The following is a 20726-nucleotide window of genomic DNA, read 5'->3' as shown; positions in this document are numbered from 1 at the left end:
CGTAAGGTCCCCACGGCAACGGTCCCGGATATGCAGTAGGCAACCGGGCTAAGTCAGCCTTAGCCCGGTTGCCTACTGCATGGTAAACACTAGAATATCCCGAACAAAATGGCGGTTGTTTGGTAACAATTTGGTAACTTTGACGCCCTACTTTTGGTCGCCCCTTCACGGGGCGATTTTGTTTTAGAAGGAATTCCCATCGTACATATGTCTACTTTGAAAAAATCAAGAACCAGCCGAACCAAGATCGCGGATGAGCTGCTGAACGCCGGCAGCGGCAAAACCATCAAGCAGCCCAACATCAACGACGATAAGCTGACCTCCATTACCGAAATGCGCCAGCAAGCCGAAGGAGAGCCCGCCATGGCCCTTGAAGACGAGCAGCGCCTACGCAAGGCCTTGGTCGACAAGGACTGGAACGAAATAAAGATTGCCGATAGCTGGCAGATTTTTAAGGTGATGGCGGAGTTTGTGGAGGGCTTCGAGAAGATGTCCAGAATCGGACCCTGCGTCAGCATCTTTGGTTCGGCCCGCACCAAGCCGGATAACCCGTACTACCAGATGGCTGAGGAAATTGCCTCAAAGCTGGTACGCCACGGCTACGGCGTTATTACCGGCGGCGGCCCTGGCATTATGGAAGCGGGCAACAAAGGCGCCCGCGCCGAAGGCGGTAAGTCGGTGGGACTCAACATCGAATTGCCCTTCGAGCAGACTCATAACATCTACATCGACCAGGACAAGTGCATCAACTTCGACTATTTCTTCGTGCGGAAGGTGATGTTCGTGAAATACGCCCAGGCCTTCGTAGGCATGCCTGGCGGCTTCGGCACGCTGGATGAGCTGTTTGAAGCCATGACCCTAATTCAAACCAAAAAAATCAGCCGCTTTCCCATTGTGCTGGTGGGCTCCGCGTACTGGAATGGTTTGTTTGACTGGATTAAGAACGTGATGCTGGCCGAGGAACATAACATCTCACCCGAAGATCTAAACCTGGTGCAGATTGTGGACGACGCCAGTGAGGCGGTGAAAATCATTGACGACTTCTATCATAAATATTTGTTGTCGCCTAACTTCTAAATTGTTAGGGCTGATTTCAGGGTTGTTAACGAATTGAGAACCGCACTTTGGCAGTTCCTCCTTTTTAAAGGCTGCTTCTTACGAAGCAGCCTTTTGTTTGCCGAAGCTGGTTTTTACTTTACAGCGTGGTTGACTTTTGAAGGCTCGTTAGAACGTCCTGCTGAGCTGGTCGAAGCCCTATACCGTTGCGTTTGGCCTCGCTTAACAAAGCGGGAGAACTGCTTCGACCAGCGGACACCAGATAGAGCAGGACCAAAACCTAAATACCCGAACAGGCTCTTACAGCTTCATCAGCCATACTTTCGCTTATGACTTCGCCCACCACCACTGCCAGCATGGAGTATGACTACTTAATCGTAGGTGGAGGGGCAGCCGGCCTCAGCCTGGCGTATCACATTGCGCAAGAGCCGCGCCTGGCGGGCCAGAAGGTGCTTATGATCGAGCCCGAAGCCAAAGATCAGAATGACCGCACGTGGTCGTACTGGGCCGATGAGCCGATGGTATTTGACGGCATTGCCGCCCACGAGTGGCGGCAGCTAGCCTTTCGCACTCCTGGCTACGACAAGGTTATCGACCTGGGCAGTTATCGCTACCGCATGATTCGCGGGCTGGACTACTACCAGTTTGTGCGCCAGGCGCTGGCCGCCAGCCCTGGGTTTACCTTCGTGCGAGGTACGGTAGAAACCCTCGAAAACACACTGGCCGGCGTGCGGGCCCGTAGCAGCGCGGGCGTGTTTGCGGCCCGTTACGGGTTCGACGGCCGGCCGCCGGCTATTGAGCCTAATCTTGGTAAGCACCGTTATCTACTGCAGCATTTCGTGGGCTGGGAAGTGGAAACCGAAACCGATGCTTTCGACCCCACCGTGGTCGAGTTCATGGATTTCCGGGGGGAGCAGCACCAAGAGGCCCGGTTCATGTACGTATTGCCTTTTACGGCCCGCAAAGCCCTGGTTGAGTATACGCTATTTTCAACCAGGCCCTTGCCCAAAGCTGACTACGAGGTAGCAATTAGGCACTACCTAAGCACCACATTGGGCATAAAACACTACCATGTTGTGGCCGAGGAAGTGGGGGTTATTCCGATGACGGACCACCCGCTGCCCGTCCGCCAGGGAGCCCACATAATCAACATCGGCACGCGCGGTGGGCGCGCCAAACCCAGCACGGGCTATGCCTTCAAACGCATTCAGCAGCAGTCGGCGAGGCTGGTAACCGCATTGGCCAGCACCGGTCGCCCGCCCGCCGACCCGACGGGCGACAAGTGGCAGTTTCGCCTGTTTGATACCTTACTGCTGGACATCATGCAACGGCAGGGCGAAACCACGCGCGACATTTTCCGGGAGCTATTCGAGCGCAACCCGGTAGAACGTATTCTGCGCTTTCTGGACGAAACCACTTCCTGGGCCGATAACTTACGGGTGCTGAACTCGGTGACCCCGGGACCCTTTATGCGTTCCATTGCGCAAGTATTGCGCGGCAAGCCAGGGCGACGTCAGCTAGTGAAGAATGAGGACTGAAATGGATCAATGCGCTCGACGGTAAGTGTGCCCAAAGCAGGCCGACTCCCCCATTCGGTGAGTTCCTAGTACAACGAAGCTGGCGGGGGTAAGCACAAAAAAAGTTGCGGACCAGCACCCTGCCGGGGCCGCCCGCAACCATATACTCAATCTGAATAGACCGATTTGCTGAAGTACTGACGCAGCAGACTCTATTAGCCTCTAACAGATGCTAATTCGCCTACCTCAATAAGGTAACTTACTCAACCAAGCAGAGGATTAGTACTCATCCTCGTTGAACATAAAGTCCTCCTTGGTTGGGTAGTCGGGCCACACCTCCTCGATATTTTCGTAGGGCTGGCCGTCGTCTTCCAGGGCTTGCAGGTTCTCAACCACTTCCATGGGCGCACCCGAGCGGATAGAAAAGTCAATCAGTTCGTCTTTGGTGGCGGGCCAGGGAGCATCTTCCAGGTAGGAAGCAAGTTCGAGTGTCCAGTACATAATGAGGAGGATAAAAAAAGGTTGGCGAAGGTAAGGGTTTCCTTTCGGAACGCAAGCCCGCAATCGAGCTAAAACCGACAACGCAAAAGCTGAAGTAAAGTTAGCCGGCCAGTTGAGCCTGTTGGCTAAATAAGGCAATCAGGTCATTTTTCGTGCGAATCTTGCGTTCGAACGAACGAATTTTTGTTTGTAGCATTTGCCGGAAGGCATCATTGGCGGCACTAGGGCTGAGCTTGGCGAAGTTATCGCGCAACACCTCCAATTCCTGGTGGTCGTCTTTGAGCAGCTCGCGCAGCGTAGTGGCCCGGAAGCGGGCGCGCTCGGCCGCCGAGGAAGCGGCCGGCTCGCCGCCCAGGCGTTTACGCAGGTGGTATTCGAGCGCGCTGAGTTCAAATATTTTATCGCAAGCCACCATGAATCGCTGCCAAACGCGGTCCGACTCCTCGCCCCGCACCGTGCCCACCTGTTTCCACTCAGCCTGGAGGGCCTTGGCTTGATGAATGGCTTCCTGGGGAGCAATACTCATCAGGGCTTCGGCGCGCTCGGCGAGGGCGCGCTTCCGAGCCAGCAGCACGTCGGGCGGGGCCGGGGTGCCGGGGGCCCCGGCGGCTTGCTGGGCCGCAATATGGGCTTTCAGGCGCTCGAAGAAGTGGTTGTTGGCGGCCCGGAAGCGCGTCCACAACTCGGATGCCTGCTTTTTGGGCAAGGTGCCATTCACTTCGCGCCAAGCCTGCTGCAACTGCTTGAGCTGGCGCGAAGTAGTTTCGAACTGGTCGGAATTCTTCAGGTTCTCGGCTTGCTGAATGAGTTCGCGGTAGCGCGCCTGCACGCGCGAGTTCATGGCCTTTTTATCGGCCTGGAAGGCCTTGCGGCGGTTGAAAAAGGCCTGAATGGCCGTTTGAAAACGATCTTCCAGCTGCTCGGTCAAGGCTTTGTCGACGGGCCCGGTTTTCAGCCAGCCCTGGCGCAGGTCTTTCACCTTTTCGCTGGCCGATACCCACTCCACGCTTTGGCTGAGGGCCTCGGCTTCCTGAATAAAGCCGAGCTTCGTAGCCAGGTTTTTTTCGCGGTTCTGGGCCACGGTCACGGCAATGTCTTCCTCCGCTTCGGTAAGCAGGCGGTGCAGGTAGTCGAAGTCGCCGAGGCCCTCGTAGGTCAGCAGCTGCTCTTTGAGGTGCCGCGCCTTCATCAGAAAGGAACCCTTGTTTTCACTGGCGTCCATCCGATCCAGCAACGCGTCGACTTTGTCGTGCAGCGCTTCGAAGCGCAGCGCAAAGTAGCGCAGGGAGGCATCGTCCGATTCTTTGACCAGGCCTATCTGGCGGGCGGGCTGGCCTAGCACCGGGCGCAGCCATACACCGCCGGCTTCCACGTAGCCATAGTACTTGGCTTCGGCCAGCAAGGGGTCAGTTGGTTCCATACAATAGTTAAGCTCGTGGGTAGGCGTATAGATTAGTAGGTAGCGACTGGAAAGAGGATATGGAAAGAGCTACAAGTTTACGGTAAAAAGGTGATGAAAGGGCGAGGAGTGGTGCGCTCTTTCCGTGATGAGGCGGCGGGGAATGGGGTGCGGCGGTATTCGAGGGCCGAGCCAGCGGGGCAACGGAGATAATAAGGTGTGGTTTGCCAAGGTGCCCTTACCGTTCTTTGCGCCCCGACTTCCTTCGTCGACCAGGCAATTACTGCCCGGTAGGAGATAAGTTGGTAGGCTTCGTTTCTCTTCTACTAGCATCCTTTCATTACCTCATCACCCCAAGCCCCATGAGCGACCAGACCATCATCTTCAGCATGGCCGGCGTGAGTAAAATTTACCCACCCCAAAAGCAAGTTCTCAAGAATATTTACCTCTCGTTTTTTTATGGCGCTAAGATTGGCGTGCTCGGGCTCAACGGCTCGGGTAAGTCGAGCTTGCTGAAAATTATTGCCGGGGTCGATAAGCAGTTTCAAGGAGAAGTGGTGTTTTCGCCCGGCTATTCGGTAGGCTATCTGGAGCAGGAGCCCCAGCTTGACCCCGGCAAAACCGTGCGGGAAGTAGTGGAAGAAGGCGTGGCCGAAACCGTGGCCTTGCTGAAAGAGTTTGATGAAATTAACGAGGCCTTCGGAGCGGAAGATGCCGATTTCGACAAGCTGCTGGACCGCCAGGGCCAAGTGCAGGAACGCCTCGACCAACTTGATGCCTGGAACCTCGACAGCAAGCTGGAGCGCGCCATGGACGCCCTGCGCACGCCCCCGCAGGAAGCTATTATTGGGAACCTGTCGGGCGGCGAGAAGCGCCGCGTGGCCCTGTGCCGCCTGCTCCTGCAAGAGCCCGACGTGCTGCTGCTCGACGAGCCCACCAACCACCTCGACGCGGAGAGCGTGCTGTGGCTGGAGCAGCACTTGCAGCAATACAAGGGCACCGTCATCGCCGTAACCCACGACCGGTACTTCCTCGACAACGTGGCGGGCTGGATTTTGGAGTTGGACCGCGGCTCGGGCATTCCGTGGAAGGGCAACTACAGCTCCTGGCTCGAGCAGAAAACTGCCCGCCTGGCGCAGGAAGAGAACACCGAAAGCAAGCGCATGAAAACCTTGCAGCGCGAGCTGGACTGGGTTCGCATGTCGCCTAAAGCCCGGCAGTCGAAAGGCAAAGCCCGCCTGGCCAACTACGACAAGCTGGCCAGCGAGGAAGCCAAGGAAAAAGAGCAGAAGCTGGAGCTGTTCATCCCCGACGGCCCGCGCCTGGGCTCGCAAGTGATTGAGGCGGCCGGCATCACGAAAGCCTTCGGCGACAAGCTGCTGTTCGAAAACCTGAGCTTCGCCCTACCCCAGGGGGGCATTGTGGGCATCATCGGGCCCAACGGCGCCGGCAAGACCACGCTCTTCCGCCTCATCACCAACCAGCTACAGCCCGACGCGGGCACCTTTGAAGTGGGCCCCACGGTGCAAACGGCCTACATCGACCAGCAGCACGACACCCTGGACCCCGGCAAGTCGGTGTTCGACACCATCACGGGCGGCACCGAAACCATGCTGCTGGCGGGCCGGCCGGTAAACTCCCGGGCTTACGTGAGCAAGTTTAACTTCGGCGGCGGCGACCAGGAGAAGAAAGTAGCCATGCTGAGCGGCGGGGAGAAAAACCGCGTTCACCTGGCCATGACGCTCAAGCAGGGCGCTAACCTGCTACTGCTCGATGAGCCCACCAACGACCTCGACGTCAACGCCATCCGTGCCCTGGAAGACGCGCTGGAAAACTTCGCTGGGTGTGCCGTTATCATCAGCCACGACCGGTGGTTCCTCGACCGGCTGGCCACCCACATCCTGGCCTTTGAGGGCGACTCGGAAGTGGTGTGGTTCGAGGGCAACTTTACCGATTACGAGGAAGCCAAGCGCAAGCGCCTCGGCGACGTGGAGCCGAAGCGCGTACGGTATAAGAAGCTGGGGTAGCGATTAGGGCTTAGGGGAGAACAAGCCTTACTCAATCAGACGTATAGCCCTCTACTTAGAGCATGCGTTCCATACGTGCAAAATGGCGAACAAACAACGACTATTTCTCCCGGAGCAAGATGACCAGGGCTTAATAGAGCGGTTCTCAAGTCTGTGTACCGTTTTTTAGGAATTAAAAATTGACCAGCTGATTTTTAATTCTTTATTTCTAATTCCTTCCTATGCGAAAACTGCTCTAATCAGCTTTATTTTAACATCATAGAGTTAACAGGCAGGTGCTGGCTCGATGGTTGACAGCTCACTCATTGGTCCTATATCCAAACGCAAAAAAGCCACCGTTCGGTTCGAGAGGTGGCTTTTTTATGCTTGCTTATATATCCTCGCCGTTAATTCCGCCGGCTTCCACCCATAAAGATGCTGACGTAGTAGAGCAAGGTAGCCAGCGAGCTGATGGCTGCGACCACATACGTCATAGCGGCCCACCACAGTGCATCCTTCGCCATGGCATGCTCTTGGGTAGTTACCACCCCGCGCTTGTCCATCCAGGCCAGGGCTCGGTTGGAAGCATCGAACTCTACCGGCAGGGTAACAAAAGAGAACAGGGTAGTCAGCGAGAATAAGACAATGCCTACGCCGAGCGGAATCACACTACGGTTGATCATCACCACGCCCGCGAGCAGTATCCACGGCATCCAGGTAGAGACCGCACTCAGGGCCGGCACCATCGCCGAACGGAACTGCAGCATGGAGTAGGCGGTAGCGTGCTGCACGGCATGGCCACACTCGTGGGCGGCGATGGCGGCAGCGGCGGCACTGCGCTCGGCATACACCCCTTCGCTCAGGTTAACGGTTTTATCAGTGGGGTTGTAATGATCGGTCAGGCTCCCCTCCGTGCTGATGATGCGCACATTGGTGATGCCGTGGTCAGCCAGCATCAACTCGGCAACCTGGGCGCCCGTCAGGTTGGCTTTTAGGCCTACTTGAGAATATTCTTTGAACTTGCTGCGTAGTCGCCACTGAATGACGAAGCTGGCGAGCATGAGCAGAATGAGAATGGGATACATGACTGTGTGAAGGAAACTATGGGTTATTACTTTTTAGCTACTGGCTGGCTTCCGGTACTTAATTGACAGTGGCTACTCGAACGAGCACCCAGCGGCTAGAAACCAGAGACGCTCTTTATACGCTCAACGATGCGCGAAGTACTGTAGCCTGGTACCAAAGGCACCGTTAGTACCTGCCCACCCCGATTTAACACTAATTCGTGGCCTACAATTCCGTCAATTGCGTAATCGTCGCCCTTGACCAATACGTCGGGCTGTACCAGTTCGATGAGCGCTAATGGAGTTGGTTCTCCGAACAGCACTACCGCATCCACAAAGGCCAGCGAAGCCAGGATGCGGGCCCGGGCCGCCTCATCCTGGATGGGCCGACCAGGCTTAAGGCAGCTCACCGAGGCGTCGGTGTTAAGGCCCACCACCAAGGCGTCGCCCAGGTGGCGGGCGTGCTCCAAGTAATCGACATGGCCGAGGTGTAACAAGTCGAAACAGCCGTTGGTAAAAACCACTTTGCGGCCCTGCGCGCGCCAGTCCGCCAGCGTGACGGGCAGTTGCTGCCGGGTCATGATTTTATCTTTGGTCCACATAAGCAATAACTGGATTGGTGAGAGATGCGACATATGATGCCGACAGGAAGCAGCTAAGCAAACCGGCAGGAGACTAATGTCTGACTGATGACTGCTACAAGCAAAATACCAGCACTCTCCTCAGCTTGCACACTTGATGCTTCCTATCCGTATCGTTGATAGTCAGTATCAGGCCGTTTCTGTCGTCTTCCGCCCAATTACCAGATAGTGCCGGCCCAGCAAAGCGCTGAATGGAAACATTTGCCGGCGAAGAGATCCCGGGATACTGCTTTTGGTCCGGCGCAGGGATAGCCACTGAAAAGGGTACAGGATAATGGCCAACGGGGCAAACAGCCAGTCTTCTGCGTAGAAAGAAGTGTAGATGACTTTGGTGATTTCTACGCCGTTCCGGTTCATCTGCCGACATACTTCCTGCAGGGAAACCTGCTGCGAAATGGCTTCGTCGGTTTCGGGCAAGAGCTTGAAACGTCGGACCCGCCCGGTAAACAGAAACGACAGCCGGTCGCGCACGGTAAAAATATTGTCGTTGGTGATCACTAGGGTGCCGCCGATTTTGAGCTGCCGACAACAGTGCTGGATAAATGACTGGGTATTGCCGAACATCATAATCCCGCTGATCGAAGTTACCAAGTCAAAATTGCCGCCGAAGTCGAACGGCTGGGTTGCATCAGCCGCCAAGAACTGCACCCCTCCGGGCGGCGTTCCCGTTGCGAGATCGCTGCCTACCAACGAGGCTCGCGGAAAAAGCTGGTTTAACAGACCCAGCCATTCAAAGGCACCGCATGGCATGTCCAGCACCCGCAAGGGCTCAGAGCGGTCGTATGCCGACAGCAGGTAAGCCAGCAGGGCCTTGTTGACGTTTTTCTGGGTGTTTGCGCGGGGGATATCCAGCGAATCGAGGCCCGCAGGATAGCTCGGTAGACTTTGTTTCATACGTGCTTGAAGCCGGTCCGCAGGAGAATGATCCTACTGAACCCAAAGGAACCATATCGAAAAGCAATGTGCGTCGGTCTAGGTGTGATAACCGTAGTAGGATGGTTATCATACCCACAAGGTAGTTCTGCGGACAATGCGCCAGCCAGCAGGTGCGTAAGAACGGCAACGGCGAGCCAAATACCCGTGCGAAACGTGCAGAAGCGCGCCGACCAAAGTGACCGGCCCCCGCGGGTCTGGCTTGCTGCCCACCGGTAGAAGAGGATTGTTCGATTTCGATCACCTGCCGTATTGGGCCCCCCGGCTTCGCTCTCGCAGGCATACACTAGTCTTCGGTGCGCTCTAAATCGAAATTACTGATTCACTCACTGGTCAGGGGTTCGTCTACCAGTGCTTCGGCTTCGCTCAGGACGCTGCCTTTATCGGCGGCGGCTACGGCCACAAAGCTGATGCCGCCCATTAGCACCACCAGCAATGTTTGGGCCCCGTGCACAACCAGGGCGTAGGCAATACCCGCCTCCTTGCTCACGCCATACACCAGCAGCACGCCCTGCACCAGTACGTGAAACGGCCCGATGCCGCCCGCCACCGGGGCCGCCATACCAAATGCCCCAAAGGTGAGTACGGCCAAGCCCGCCCGCATATCAAGGTTGTACGTGTCGCGAAAGCAGAAGAATGCCAGGTAATCCATCAGGTAGTATACGGCCCAGGTAAATACGGTATGAAGCAGAAATACCCCTTTTCGCTCCATCTTCAGCACGCTGAAGGCTCCGGCCAGCAGCCCCTTTACGAAGAGAACTCCCTTGTTGAAAAAGGTATTTTGCCGCAGCCGCTCCAGGTTGCGAAACAGCGCGTACCCCGCCGTGAGCAGCAGCACCCCGCCAATGACGGCGGCAATGAGCAGCGGCGTTCGATTGCGGGCCACGGTATCGTAGCGTCCGCCCAGCACATTTTGGGTCACAAAATCCCAGAACGTGTTAAAATCCAGCAGCAGCACCGTGCTCAACAGGCTCAGCAGCACCAACACGTCGATGACCCGCTCGGTAACCACTGTACCCAGCCCCACCTGGACCGGCACGCCACTCGTGCGCCGCAACACCGAGCAACGGATGACCTCACCCATGCGGGGCAGCACCAGGTTGGCGAGGTAGCCCACCATCATGGCGTGGTACACTGGCCAATACGCGGCCGGGGTTTGCGAGGCATTGAGTTGCATCTGCCAGCGGTAGGCGCGGCTGAAGTAACCCAGTACCGACAGCGTAAGCGTTATAGCCAGCCAAAAATAATTGGCCGTAGCAATGTAGTGCCCAATGCTCGCCAGGTCCTGCCCGCGTACCGCGTACCACATCAGCGCCGCCGAAACGGTCAGCAACAGGGCGTATTTTACAATGGTGAAGAATCTCTTCAAGGCAATTGAAACAAAAAGGCTAGCCGTAAGAAGCGGCAAAGGTAACCCGCGCTCCCACCTTGGCGGGTCAGTCTTCTACCACCACGTTGTCGATTAGCCGCACGCCGCCCAGATGGGCCGCCAGGCAGAGCACCACGGCCCGGCCCGGCATGTACTCGCTCAGGGGCTGCAGGGTTTGCGCGTCGGCCACCTCTACGTACTCGAGCGTGATGAGCGGGTCGGGGCGCAAGGACTCCTCGGCCGCGGCGCGTACCTGGGCGGGGGCAACGCCCTGCCGCACTTGCCCGGCGGCGGCGGCCAGCACCTGGTGCAGGCGCGGCGCGGCCGCCCGGGCCGCGGGATCGAGCCGGCGATTACGGGAGGACATGGCAAGCCCATCGGCTTCGCGGATGGTGGGGCAGGCTACAATCTCCAGGTCGAATGATAAGTCGGCGGCCAACTGGCGAATTATAGCGACTTGCTGCCAATCTTTCTGGCCGAAATAAGCGTGATGAGGTCGCGCCAGATGGAAAAGTTTGCTCACCACGGTGGCCACGCCGTTGAAATGGCCGGGCCGGTGGGCCCCTTCCATCACGCGTTCCAAGGCCCCAAAGTCGAAGCGCAGCACGGTTGGCTGAGGGTACATTTCTTCTACCGAGGGCACGAAAAGGGCGGTGCACCCTGCCGGCCCCAGCATGGCCGCATCCGCGTCGGGCACGCGGGGGTAGAGACGAAAATCCTCGGCATTGTTGAACTGCGTGGGGTTGACGAAGATGCTCACTATCACCTCATCACACGCGGCTCGGGCGGCTTGCACCAGTTGCAGGTGCCCATCGTGCAAGGCTCCCATGGTCGGGACCAAGCCCACTCGTTTGCCAATTTGGCGGGCCTGTTCGGTGTACGCTTGCAACCTGGCGGCGGTCGGTAGTATCTGCATAATAAGAGGAAGGCAATCGGAATGGCCCTTGAAGTACTATTTTGTTGATTTTCCGCTCAAAATTGTTTAATTTTGTGCACCCATACCATGGCCTTGTTCCTTTCTCTTCAATAATTCCCTATGTCGAAGCTACGAATCCTCTACGCGGCCACCGAAATTGACCCGTTTTTGCAGACCACGAAGGTGGCGGAAATGCTGCGTCGGCTACCCGCCAGCATGCAGGAAATGGGCTACGAAATTCGCATCTTCGTACCCCGTTTTGGCATCATCAACGAGCGCAAGAACCGATTACACGAAGTGGTACGCCTATCGGGCATCAACATTGCCGTAGGGGACGACGAGAAGCCCTTGGTTATCAAGGTGGCTTCTATTCCGACGGCCAAGCTGCAAGTCTATTTTATTGATAACGAGGATTATTTCCACCGCAAGTCGGCCCTGGTCGACAAAAACGACAAATTCTACCCCGACAACGACGAGCGGGCCATCTTTTTCTGCAAAGGGGTCCTCGAGACGGTAAAGAAGCTCGGCTGGTCGCCCAACATCGTACATTGCTCCGACTGGATGACCGGACTGATTCCGCTGTACCTGAAAACGACTTACAAGAAAGACCCGGTGTTCAAGGATGCCAAGTCGGTATTCTCGATTTACAACAACGAGTTTGCCGACAAGTTTGAAGGCAACATCCTCGAAAAAGCTAAAATGCTGGACATCGACGACCAAATGCTGGCGTCGTTGAAGTCGGCCGATTTCAGTGGGTTCATCAAAATGGGCATGGAATATGCCGACACCGTCGTGCGGTCCGATGAGGACTTCAGCGACAACATGAACGGAATGTTCACCGAGTACGCCCTGCACAACCGGCTCAGCCAGGTAGCCACCGACGAAAACCTGCACTCCTCTTACCTAGCGCTTTACAATGAATTGGCTAACTAGCCGTTGTGCCCCCCTGCTGGCCCTGACCACCCTGGCCCTGACAAGCTGCGACAAAGGCACCGACCTGAACGTGGACCTGCCCGATACCACGGCCATCAGCACTGAATACCGGGACTTACCGTTGGATGTCGCTACCGTGCGCCTGACTCCGGTGCAAACCCTGAAAGCGGACTACTTCCTCATTGGCCGCCTGGCCGACAACGTAGCGGGCACCACCGAAGCCCGCGCCTATTTTAACGTCATAACCAACGCCGCGGCTGACTCGCTTCCTTCCAAGTTCACCCAGCCCGTGCTGGACTCGGTGGTTCTGGTACTGGGGTTCGACAAGGTGTACGGCAGCGCTACGACGCCGGCGCAGTTCAACGTATTCAAGCTGCGGGCCCCGCTCGATGAGCGGCAGACGTACAACGCCAGCTCGCAGGTAGACGTTGACGAGCCCCTGGGTCAAAACGTAACCAGCCGCCTCAACCGCACCCAACCAGCAACCACGACGACGCCGGCCGTGCCCGACCAGACGGTGCGCCTGCTGCTGCAGCGCCGCGCTTTTCCGCCCGTCGGGGACCAGCCGGCCATTCCGGCCATTCCCCTGCAGTTTGCTACTGATTTGTTTGACCAGCTTTCACGGCCCGGCTTCGGTCAGGCCCAGCTCGATGGCCTGCTAAAAGGCCTGGCTATTGCTCCCAGCGCCAGTCATAGCAGCAGCATCGTGAGTTTTACCCGGGCGGCCCCCCAGCGCATGGTCGTGTATTTTCACGGCAATGACCTGAAGCAACGCACTTACTCTATCTTCTTCGGTGCCGTATACAGCGGGGGGCTGGGCTTGCCCGCGGCCCGCGACCCTCGCTACTTTACCCGGATTACCAATGCCTTGCCTCCAGCACTAGCAGCGCTAGCCAACCAATCTGGTGCGGTATCGGCTAGTGCGCTAGGGGGTACCAGCTATGCGCAGGAAGGCACCGGCTTGGGCACACGGGTAACGTTTACGGGTCTTACGGAACTGATAAATGCCTCTGGACTAACCATTAACCGGGCAGAATTACGCATACCGGTGAAGCCGTTCAGTAATGCGCTGTTTCCCAACCCGGCCGCGCTATACGCGGTGGAAGTTGGGGCCAGCAACAACGTTTTGCAGCGGATCATAAATTTTGCTTCGTACGACCGGGTGGTGCAGGCCGATGGCTATCCGGTGCTAGGGCCACTGCCAACGGTTGGCGAGCGTCCCGCCACTGGTACCTTAGTTGATGCTTCCACCACCCAGCCTTACTACAGCATTCCCATCACCAACTATCTGCAGGCTTACCTAACTGGGGCACTCGATGGCAACCCCGCTGCGCTGGTGCTGACGCCCAATATTCGCTCCTCTTCCGCGTTGTCGCTAAACCGGGCGGCCCTCGACGCCAACCGCATCAGCTTGCGGGTGTACTACTCTAAACGCTAAGCCGTAGCGAAAGGCCCAATGAGTAACGAAGCGGCCAATATTTCTGATTTTTATTTTTTATCTAACTCCTTCTGCCATGTGTGGTATTGTTGCGTATCTGGGCCATCGCGAAGCCTGCCCTATCATTCTTAAAGGCTTGCACCGGCTGGAATACCGTGGCTACGACTCCGCTGGAGTCGCGTTGCTCAACGATGAGCTAAACGTTTACAAAAAAAAGGGGAAGGTTAGTGAGCTAGAAGCCTTTATCTCGGCCAAAAACACCAGCGCCCACGTGGGCATGGGCCACACCCGCTGGGCCACCCACGGCGAGCCCAACGACGAGAACGCCCACCCTCACTACTCTACTTCGGAGCGGATTGCCATCATTCACAATGGCATTATTGAAAACTACGCGGCCCTGAAACAGCACTTGCAGAAGCAAGGCCACTCCTTCCATTCCGATACGGATACGGAGGTGTTCGTCAATCTGATTGAAGAGATTCAGAAGCAGAATGCTTGCTCGCTGGAGGAGGCAGTACGCTTGGCCCTGCACGAAGTAGTAGGCGCTTATGCCATCGTCGTGCTGAGCAAGGACGCGCCTAACCAAATCATCGCGGCCCGCAAGGGCTCACCCATGGTTATCGGTATTGGGGAAGGTGAGTTCTTTATCGCCTCCGACGCCACGCCCATCATCGAATACACCAACGAGGTGGTGTACGTGAACGACTACGAGATTGTGGTTATCCGCGATGGGCAGCTCGAAATCCGCACTAAGGAGGACGTCAGCCAGACGCCGTACATCCAGCGGCTCGAAATGGAGCTGGACAGCATCGAAAAAGGTGGCTATGAGCACTTCATGCTGAAGGAGATTTTTGAGCAGCCGCGCTCCATCTTAGATTCGATGCGCGGCCGCCTGGAACTGGAAGCGAGCCACTTGAACATGGGCGGTATCCGGGCCTACGAGCAAAAGTTCGTGAATGCCCAGCGGATCATCATCGTGGCCTGCGGCACCTCCTGGCACGCCGGCCTGGTGGCCGAGTACCTGATTGAGGACCTGGCCCGCATTCCGGTGGAGGTAGAGTACGCCTCGGAATTCCGCTACCGCAACCCCATTATCACGGAGCGCGACATTGTAATCGCTATCTCCCAGAGTGGCGAAACGGCCGACACCCTGGCCGCCATTGAATTAGCCAAGGGCAAGGGCGCCACTATTTTCGGGGTGTGCAACGTGGTGGGCAGCAGCATTGCCCGGGCCACCGACGCCGGCGCCTACACCCACGCCGGCCCCGAAATTGGCGTGGCTTCCACCAAGGCTTTCACCGCGCAGGTAACCGTGCTGACCCTGCTGGCCATGATTATGGGCCAGAAACGCGGCACCATCACCGACACCAAACTGCGGGAACTGATGGTAGAGCTGGATACGATTCCGGCCAAAGTAGAAAAGGCCCTGGAGCTCGACACCGAGATTCAGGCCATAGCCGAAATCTTTAAGGATGCCAGCAACTTCCTGTACCTGGGCCGGGGCTATAACTTCCCCGTGGCCCTGGAGGGCGCGCTGAAACTCAAGGAAATCAGCTATATCCACGCCGAGGGGTATCCCGCTGCGGAGATGAAGCACGGCCCCATTGCCCTGATTGATGAGAACATGCCCGTGGTCGTTATTGCCACCCGCGACAGCTCTTACGAGAAGGTGGTGAGCAACATTCAGGAAGTGAAGGCCCGCAAAGGCCGCATCATCGCCGTGGTGAGCGAAGGCGATACGGTAATCCCAGCCATGGCGGAGTTTGTGATTGAAGTACCCCACACCAGCGAGGTGCTCATGCCGCTGGTTTCGGTGGTTCCGCTGCAATTGCTCTCGTACCACATCGCCGTAATGCGCGGCTGCAACGTGGACCAGCCCCGTAACCTGGCTAAATCGGTAACGGTGGAATAAGGATTAAATAGGCAATAGATTCAGGGGCAGGGTCAGCGGCAACGCGGCCCTGCCTCGCTATTTCAGGGCGCCAAGGAGCTTAGCTCAATTGGCAACCGTGTAATGTAACATGCACAAAAGCGGGGCGGAGGCTCACGGAGAGCCCATCCTTCCCTCTGCCGCTATTGGCAGTGGCTGCAACGCGATTGGGCCGGTTTACCGCAATTGGTTCAGCGCGGATGTGGGCCGATTCGATGGCACCGAGCCCGCGCCAAGTACCCTCACCAAGAAACCGTGCTAAGCGCTGAACAACTTTGGTCGGAGTCAATTCTACTGCTGGCAGGGGTTGGCCTGGCCCCATTGGTAATCACACCGCGAACGGCTGGCCGCGCAAGGCCTGGCGCTTGAGTAAGGGGCAGATTTTGTAGCGCTCGTCGTGGGTGTCGTTCCACAGAGCCTCGAGCACCGTGTACACGCGCTCGACCCCAAGGGCATTCGCCCAGACGAAGGGACCATGGGGGTAATTGGTGCCCAGCTTCATACCAAGGTCGACATCCTGTAGGCTGGCGGTGCCCTCCTGCACGGTGTAGCAGGCCTCGTTGATAATCTGGCAGATGACGCGGGGAGTAACTAAACCAACCCGGTTTTCCACCACCCGGTAGGCCGTGCCGAGCGCAGTGCAAACGTCGGCCAGCCGCTGACGGTCGACTTCCTGCTGGAGGCTGACTTCAAGCAGGGCGCGGTTGAGCAGGGTCGGCAGGCCGCAGAAACCGAAGAATGAGGTAGCCGGAGCGGCGGTTTCTATTTCATCCCCAAGGCTTTCCGGCAGCGCAGCGCAGGAAGCCTCTACGAAAACAGGCCGGCCTAAAGATGCGAATAGCCCCAATGCCTGAGTGGCTTTGCAGCAAAAGACCACATCGGCCGCTTGAGCCGCCGCTTGCATCTGCAGGAGCTGCTGGGCCGGCGTAACCGCGCTAGTAAAGTCCGTAGTGAAGAATGAGTACTGGTGTGTCAGCCCAAATTTCTGGCGGAGCTCGGCTTCGACGTGTTCGCCATCAATGACCAGAATATGCATGGTTTCGGTTGTTACTTTGGTGCCAAAGATACCCTAACCTTGCGTGCTTATGCCCCACCAGATTATCCTCACCGACCAGGCCCCCGCTCCCATCGGGCCTTACTCCCAGGCGGTAAAAGCCGGCAATACCCTGTACGTATCGGGGCAGATCCCGCTGGATGCCAGCGGCCAGTTAATCGCGGGCGACGTGGCCGCCCAAACCCATCAGGTGCTGCGGAACCTGACGGCCGTACTAGCCGCCGCCGGCCTCGCCTTAACCGATGTGGTGAAGTGCAGTATTTTTGTCAAAGACCTCGGCAATTTCGCGACCATTAACCAAGTGTACGGCTCTTACTTTGACGACACGACGGCGCCGGCCCGCGAAACGGTGGAAGTAAGCCGCTTGCCGCGCGACGTGGAAGTAGAAATATCCTGCATCGCCGTAGGTGCGCACTAACGCCTGCCCGCCTTAGCGGATGCCGGGCACTGTTCGCAATCAGCGGGCGTTACGAAAGGCCGCAAGCCGAAGCGGGCGCCACATTTCCTTCCCTCCCCCATGAAAGAACTTGGACTAGGCTTGCTCATTATTGGGCTCATTTCGCTGGTGCTGCCGCTCATCAATCCCAACGTGCACTACGTTTTTCTCAGTTGGATAAACAAATGGGGCCCCAGCGTTGCCTGGGGCATCCGGGGCGGGATTACGCTGCTGGGCCTGGTGCTCTGGTTGGGCTTTAAGAACCGCGACTAGCGCCTGCCGGCCAATCGCGCGTTCCTATTGCCGGCGGGCTGGGGCCGGCGGCGCCCTGCTTTTGTGATGAGCTGGTCTTGTGCGACTTCCCGAAGTGGGCGGGCCGGGGCAGGTGCGCGGGGCCGGCTCCAGAACCAAGCTCGGCCTAAACCAATTGCTGACCGAGGGCGTAGTCTGGGCAGGGCCTTCTGGATGCACCAGTGGGCCTGTTCACCCACCTGACCCCCGACTACCCGATGGAAAGCAAACCCACCACCCTGCCTCCCCAGCAGCAGAGCCAGCAGCCCGGCCTGGAGGAAGAGATGACCCCGCAACCGGAATACATCCGCCCTAACTACCGGGGCAGCGGCAAGCTGCAAGACAAAGTGGCCCTCATTACGGGCGGCGACTCCGGCATCGGCCGCGCCATCGCCGTGCACTTCGCGCGCGAGGGCGCCGACGTGGCCTTCACCTACCAGCCCGAGGAAGAGGAAGACGCCTACGCCACCCGCCAGCTGGTAGAAGCCGAAGGCCGCCGCTGTCTGACGATGGCGGGCGACCTGCGCGAGGCTGACTTCTGCGAGCAGATTGTGGAGCAGACGGTACAGGAGCTGGGCGGGCTCAACATCCTGGTCAGCAACGCGGCTGAGCAATTCGTCAGCACCGACGTAGCTGAGCTGCCCAATGAGCAGTTTGAGGACACCTTTCAGGTTAACTTCTTTGCCATGGTGCGGGTCGTGAAGGTAGCCCTGAAACACCTGCGGGAAGGCGACTCCATATATTGCCACGTCTTCCATCAACGCCTATCGGGGCAACCAACAGCTAGTAGATTATACCGCGACCAAAGGTGCCATTACGGCGTACATCCGCTCTATCGCGCAACAGCTGGCCGAGAAGAAAATCCGGGCCAACACGGTGGCCCCCGGACCCATCTGGACTCCGCTGATTCCGGCCAGCTTCCCGGCCGAGAAAGTAGCCAGCTTCGGTAAGGACACTACCATGAAGCGGCCCGGACAGCCCTCGGAGGTCGCGCCGGCTTTTGTATTCCTGGCTTCGGAAGATGCTTCCTACATCACTGGTCAAGCCATCCATCCCAACGGCGGCGAAGTCCTGAATACCTGATCATGAGTTGCAGACAAGCCAGCGGGCACCGGCCGGTTTGTCTGCAACCGATTGGGCTGGTCTTGGTTTACGCCCGGCCCACTCCCCTGCGCACCTTGACCCTCCGCTGACTCCTTGGCGAGGAGAAAATGCCGCACTGCCTACATTTCTGCGGTAAGTAGGCAGTGCGGTGGCACAAGCCTTTGCCTGACGTACCCATTCCATCGAGCGCCGCTTGGCGCGGGCGTGGCGCTTCTGACTACCTTTGCGGCGCGTTCCGAGCCCCGGGACGCGCTTTTTTATTGCCATGACTGAGAGAGAAGTTCGGGTGCGCTTCGCACCATCGCCCACTGGGCCGCTGCACATTGGGGGCGTCCGCACGGCACTTTACAACTATTTGCTGGCCCGTAAGCTCGGCGGCAAAATGCTGCTCCGCATCGAGGACACCGACCAGAACCGCTTCGTGCCTGGCGCCGAGGAGTACATCCTGGAAGCCCTGGCCTGGTGCGGCATTGTGATTGACGAAGGCGTGGGCGTGGGCGGCCCCCACGCGCCCTACAAGCAGAGCGAGCGCAAGCCCATGTACAAGCAGTACGCCGACCAGCTACTAGCCGATGGCCACGCCTACTACGCCTTCGACACCCCGGAGGAGCTGGACGCCATGCGCGCCCGCCTGCAAGCGGCCAAGGTGCCCAACCCGCAATACAACAGCATCACCCGCACGCAGATGCGCAACTCCCTCACTCTGCCCGAGGACGAGGTCAAGGGTTTGCTCGACAGCGGCATGCCGTACGTTATCCGCCTGAAAGTACCCCGCAAGGAGGAGGTCCGGTTTCAGGATCTGATTCGGGGCTGGGTGGTGGTGCACTCCTCGGCCATCGACGACAAGGTGCTGATGAAATCGGACGGTATGCCGACTTACCACCTGGCCAATATCGTGGACGACCACCTGATGGAAATCTCCCACGTCATTCGCGGTGAGGAGTGGCTGCCCTCCGCTCCGCTGCACGTGCTGCTGTACCGCTACCTGGGCTGGGAAAAGACCATGCCGCAGTTCGCGCACTTGCCGCTGCTGCTCAAGCCCGACGGCACGGGCAAGCTCAGCAAACGCGATGGCGACCGGCTGGGATTCCCCGTATTCCCGTTGGAGTGGCGGGGAATCGACGCCGAAACCGGCGAGCCTACCCTGAGCCGCGGCTACCGCGAAGACGGCTACCTGCCCGAGGCCCTGGTGAATTTCCTGGCTTTCCTGGGCTGGAACCCCGGCTCGCAGCAGGAGATTTTCTCGATGGATGAGCTCATTCAGGCTTTTAGCATTGAGCGGGTGAGCAAGTCGCCGGCCAAGTTCGACCAAAACAAGGTGAAGTGGTTCAACGAGCATTACCTGCGCGCCAAGCCCAACGCCGAGTTGGCGCCCTACTTGCTTAAGGCTCTGGAAGAGCAGAATATTCTCTGTTCCCCGGCCAGAGCTGAGCAAATTGTGAGCGTGATGAAGGAACGGGTGAGCTTCCCCCAGGATTTCTGGCAGGAGGCCCAGTACTTCTTTCAAGCCCCGGGCAGCTACGATGAGGCGGTGGTCAGCAAGAAGTGGAACCCGCAGGTGAGCGCCGCCCTCGCGGCCTACGCTGATGCTTTGCCCGGGACTTCCGAAATGACCGCCGAAGACCTCAAAGCGCGCTTCAGCCAGACAATGGAAGCCCAAGGCCTGAAGACCGGCCAAGTGCTGCAGTTGCTCCGCGTGGCCGTCACCGGCCGGGCGGCCGGGCCTGACTTGTTCGAAACGCTTGCCATTCTCGGCCCGACTGAGGTGGCGGCGCGCCTCCGCGTGGCCATCACTACGCTCGGCTAAGCACCAACCTCGTGGCAAAAGCCCCCTCGACCTTTCGGTCAAGGGGGCTTTTTTTGCCGCGCCGCGCCAGAAGATTTATTCCTGACTACCAGAGGTAAACCGAACCCATACTGCAGCCAGCGGGCAAACACCTGTTCGCTGACGTCCTCCGCGTTTCCAGCATAAGAACTATTTGGTAGTCAATCGACCTAAAGAAAATCTTAGCAATTTGACTTAATTTAAGTTCGATTCTTTCGTCACATTCGTATATTTGCCTTAGCTAGTCACAAATTTTATCCTACAGCCCACACTATAGCACAGTAGGGATACCCTTCTCTCATATCAATCATCC

Annotated in this window: 18 protein-coding genes and 1 pseudogene; 11 read left to right on the top strand and 8 right to left on the bottom strand. The window is 57.8% G+C overall.

The features are described from left to right. Positions 1-363 precede the first annotated feature (363 nt). Positions 364-1077: an LOG family protein gene (locus IC235_RS15395; RefSeq protein ID WP_394355273.1), complete on the top strand. Its 714-nt coding sequence runs from the start codon at positions 364-366 to the stop codon at positions 1075-1077. Between the two features lie 308 nt (positions 1078-1385). Beyond that, positions 1386-2594 carry a lycopene cyclase family protein gene (locus tag IC235_RS15390; RefSeq protein WP_191006085.1) on the top strand — a complete coding sequence of 403 codons (1209 nt, stop codon included), beginning with the start codon at positions 1386-1388 and terminating at the stop codon, positions 2592-2594. A gap of 258 nt (positions 2595-2852) precedes the next feature. Here IC235_RS15390 and IC235_RS15385 read toward each other — a convergent pair whose 3' ends face one another. Together IC235_RS15385 and IC235_RS15380 are read right to left on the bottom strand one after the other, a co-directional pair. Then, positions 2853-3074 (bottom strand): DUF2795 domain-containing protein, encoded by a 222-nt coding sequence (locus IC235_RS15385; protein ID WP_035561220.1) that lies wholly within the window; start codon positions 3072-3074, stop codon positions 2853-2855. Positions 3075-3174: 100 nt separating this feature from the next. Further along, positions 3175-4494 carry a DUF349 domain-containing protein gene (locus tag IC235_RS15380; RefSeq protein ID WP_191006084.1) on the bottom strand — a complete coding sequence of 440 codons (1320 nt, stop codon included), beginning with the start codon at positions 4492-4494 and terminating at the stop codon, positions 3175-3177. A 341-nt stretch (positions 4495-4835) separates the two neighbouring features. On the opposite strand from IC235_RS15380, the gene ettA reads away from it, so the two are divergent. After that, positions 4836-6500, top strand: coding sequence for an energy-dependent translational throttle protein EttA (gene ettA, locus IC235_RS15375; protein ID WP_191006083.1), 1665 nt, complete (start codon positions 4836-4838; stop codon positions 6498-6500). A 386-nt stretch (positions 6501-6886) separates the two neighbouring features. Here the strand turns inward: ettA and IC235_RS15370 are convergent, their stop codons facing one another. The 5 genes from IC235_RS15370 to panC form a co-directional block, all read right to left on the bottom strand. Next, on the bottom strand, positions 6887-7564 hold the full coding sequence (locus IC235_RS15370; protein ID WP_191006082.1) for a zinc metallopeptidase: 678 nt from the start codon (positions 7562-7564) through the stop codon (positions 6887-6889). A gap of 95 nt (positions 7565-7659) precedes the next feature. Continuing rightward, complete coding sequence (gene rfaE2, locus IC235_RS15365; RefSeq protein WP_191006081.1) at positions 7660-8145, bottom strand: D-glycero-beta-D-manno-heptose 1-phosphate adenylyltransferase; 486 nt, start codon at positions 8143-8145, stop codon at positions 7660-7662. A 168-nt stretch (positions 8146-8313) separates the two neighbouring features. Then, complete coding sequence (locus IC235_RS15360) at positions 8314-9078, bottom strand: class I SAM-dependent methyltransferase (RefSeq protein ID WP_191006080.1); 765 nt, start codon at positions 9076-9078, stop codon at positions 8314-8316. 361 nt (positions 9079-9439) lie between these two features. After that, a complete protein-coding gene (locus tag IC235_RS15355; protein WP_191006079.1) occupies positions 9440-10486 on the bottom strand; it encodes a lysylphosphatidylglycerol synthase transmembrane domain-containing protein in 1047 nt (348 codons plus the stop codon). Positions 10487-10553: 67 nt separating this feature from the next. After that, a complete protein-coding gene (gene panC, locus IC235_RS15350) occupies positions 10554-11402 on the bottom strand; it encodes a pantoate--beta-alanine ligase (protein WP_191006078.1) in 849 nt (282 codons plus the stop codon). Positions 11403-11522: 120 nt separating this feature from the next. On the opposite strand from panC, the gene IC235_RS15345 reads away from it, so the two are divergent. The 3 genes from IC235_RS15345 (at position 11523) to glmS (ending at position 15685) form a co-directional block, all read left to right on the top strand. Continuing rightward, complete coding sequence (locus IC235_RS15345) at positions 11523-12335, top strand: glycogen/starch synthase (RefSeq protein ID WP_191006077.1); 813 nt, start codon at positions 11523-11525, stop codon at positions 12333-12335. After that, positions 12319-13773, top strand: coding sequence for a DUF4270 family protein (locus tag IC235_RS15340; protein ID WP_191006076.1), 1455 nt, complete (start codon positions 12319-12321; stop codon positions 13771-13773). The genes IC235_RS15345 and IC235_RS15340 overlap by 17 nt, the downstream gene beginning before the upstream one ends. Before the next feature lie 76 nt (positions 13774-13849). Continuing rightward, positions 13850-15685 (top strand): glutamine--fructose-6-phosphate transaminase (isomerizing), encoded by a 1836-nt coding sequence (glmS, locus tag IC235_RS15335; protein WP_191006075.1) that lies wholly within the window; start codon positions 13850-13852, stop codon positions 15683-15685. 346 nt (positions 15686-16031) lie between these two features. On the opposite strand, the gene IC235_RS15330 is transcribed toward glmS, so the two are convergent. Beyond that, complete coding sequence (locus IC235_RS15330; protein WP_191006074.1) at positions 16032-16739, bottom strand: 3-hydroxyacyl-CoA dehydrogenase family protein; 708 nt, start codon at positions 16737-16739, stop codon at positions 16032-16034. Between the two features lie 49 nt (positions 16740-16788). On the opposite strand from IC235_RS15330, the gene IC235_RS15325 reads away from it, so the two are divergent. The 5 genes and pseudogenes from IC235_RS15325 to gltX all read left to right on the top strand — a co-directional run bounded on the left by IC235_RS15325 (position 16789) and on the right by gltX (position 20395). Beyond that, positions 16789-17175: a Rid family detoxifying hydrolase gene (locus IC235_RS15325; protein WP_191006073.1), complete on the top strand. Its 387-nt coding sequence runs from the start codon at positions 16789-16791 to the stop codon at positions 17173-17175. A 99-nt stretch (positions 17176-17274) separates the two neighbouring features. Continuing rightward, the gene (locus IC235_RS15320) at positions 17275-17466 is read left to right on the top strand and encodes a hypothetical protein (protein WP_191006072.1); all 192 of its coding nucleotides are present in this window, start codon (positions 17275-17277) and stop codon (positions 17464-17466) included. Positions 17467-17702: 236 nt separating this feature from the next. Continuing rightward, positions 17703-18176 (top strand): annotated as a pseudogene (locus IC235_RS22670) (SDR family NAD(P)-dependent oxidoreductase); the annotation flags it as partial. Between the two features lie 49 nt (positions 18177-18225). After that, on the top strand, positions 18226-18567 hold the full coding sequence (locus IC235_RS22665) for an SDR family oxidoreductase (RefSeq protein ID WP_317173594.1): 342 nt from the start codon (positions 18226-18228) through the stop codon (positions 18565-18567). A gap of 286 nt (positions 18568-18853) precedes the next feature. Continuing rightward, the gene (gene gltX / locus IC235_RS15310; protein ID WP_191006071.1) at positions 18854-20395 is read left to right on the top strand and encodes a glutamate--tRNA ligase; all 1542 of its coding nucleotides are present in this window, start codon (positions 18854-18856) and stop codon (positions 20393-20395) included. Positions 20396-20726: the final 331 nt, after the last annotated feature.

The sequence above is a fragment of the Hymenobacter montanus genome (assembly GCF_014699115.1).
GTDB lineage: Bacteria > Bacteroidota > Bacteroidia > Cytophagales > Hymenobacteraceae > Hymenobacter > Hymenobacter montanus.
This window is presented reverse-complemented; position numbering and strand designations above follow the sequence as displayed.

Bases quoted from the DNA above. Each gene is read 5' to 3' on its own strand.
- IC235_RS15395 (WP_394355273.1), top strand. From the start codon at position 364: ATGGCCCTTGAAGACGAGCAGCGCCTACGCAAGGCCTTGGTCGACAAG.
- IC235_RS15390 (WP_191006085.1), top strand. From the start codon at position 1,386: ATGACTTCGCCCACCACCACTGCCAGCATGGAGTATGACTACTTAATC.
- IC235_RS15385 (WP_035561220.1), bottom strand. From the start codon at position 3,074: ATGTACTGGACACTCGAACTTGCTTCCTACCTGGAAGATGCTCCCTGG.
- IC235_RS15380 (WP_191006084.1), bottom strand. From the start codon at position 4,494: ATGGAACCAACTGACCCCTTGCTGGCCGAAGCCAAGTACTATGGCTAC.
- ettA (WP_191006083.1), top strand. From the start codon at position 4,836: ATGAGCGACCAGACCATCATCTTCAGCATGGCCGGCGTGAGTAAAATT.
- IC235_RS15370 (WP_191006082.1), bottom strand. From the start codon at position 7,564: ATGTATCCCATTCTCATTCTGCTCATGCTCGCCAGCTTCGTCATTCAG.
- rfaE2 (WP_191006081.1), bottom strand. From the start codon at position 8,145: ATGTGGACCAAAGATAAAATCATGACCCGGCAGCAACTGCCCGTCACG.
- IC235_RS15360 (WP_191006080.1), bottom strand. From the start codon at position 9,078: ATGAAACAAAGTCTACCGAGCTATCCTGCGGGCCTCGATTCGCTGGAT.
- panC (WP_191006078.1), bottom strand. From the start codon at position 11,402: ATGCAGATACTACCGACCGCCGCCAGGTTGCAAGCGTACACCGAACAG.
- IC235_RS15345 (WP_191006077.1), top strand. From the start codon at position 11,523: ATGTCGAAGCTACGAATCCTCTACGCGGCCACCGAAATTGACCCGTTT.
- IC235_RS15340 (WP_191006076.1), top strand. From the start codon at position 12,319: ATGAATTGGCTAACTAGCCGTTGTGCCCCCCTGCTGGCCCTGACCACC.
- glmS (WP_191006075.1), top strand. From the start codon at position 13,850: ATGTGTGGTATTGTTGCGTATCTGGGCCATCGCGAAGCCTGCCCTATC.
- IC235_RS15330 (WP_191006074.1), bottom strand. From the start codon at position 16,739: ATGCATATTCTGGTCATTGATGGCGAACACGTCGAAGCCGAGCTCCGC.
- IC235_RS15325 (WP_191006073.1), top strand. From the start codon at position 16,789: ATGCCCCACCAGATTATCCTCACCGACCAGGCCCCCGCTCCCATCGGG.
- IC235_RS15320 (WP_191006072.1), top strand. From the start codon at position 17,275: ATGAAAGAACTTGGACTAGGCTTGCTCATTATTGGGCTCATTTCGCTG.
- gltX (WP_191006071.1), top strand. From the start codon at position 18,854: ATGACTGAGAGAGAAGTTCGGGTGCGCTTCGCACCATCGCCCACTGGG.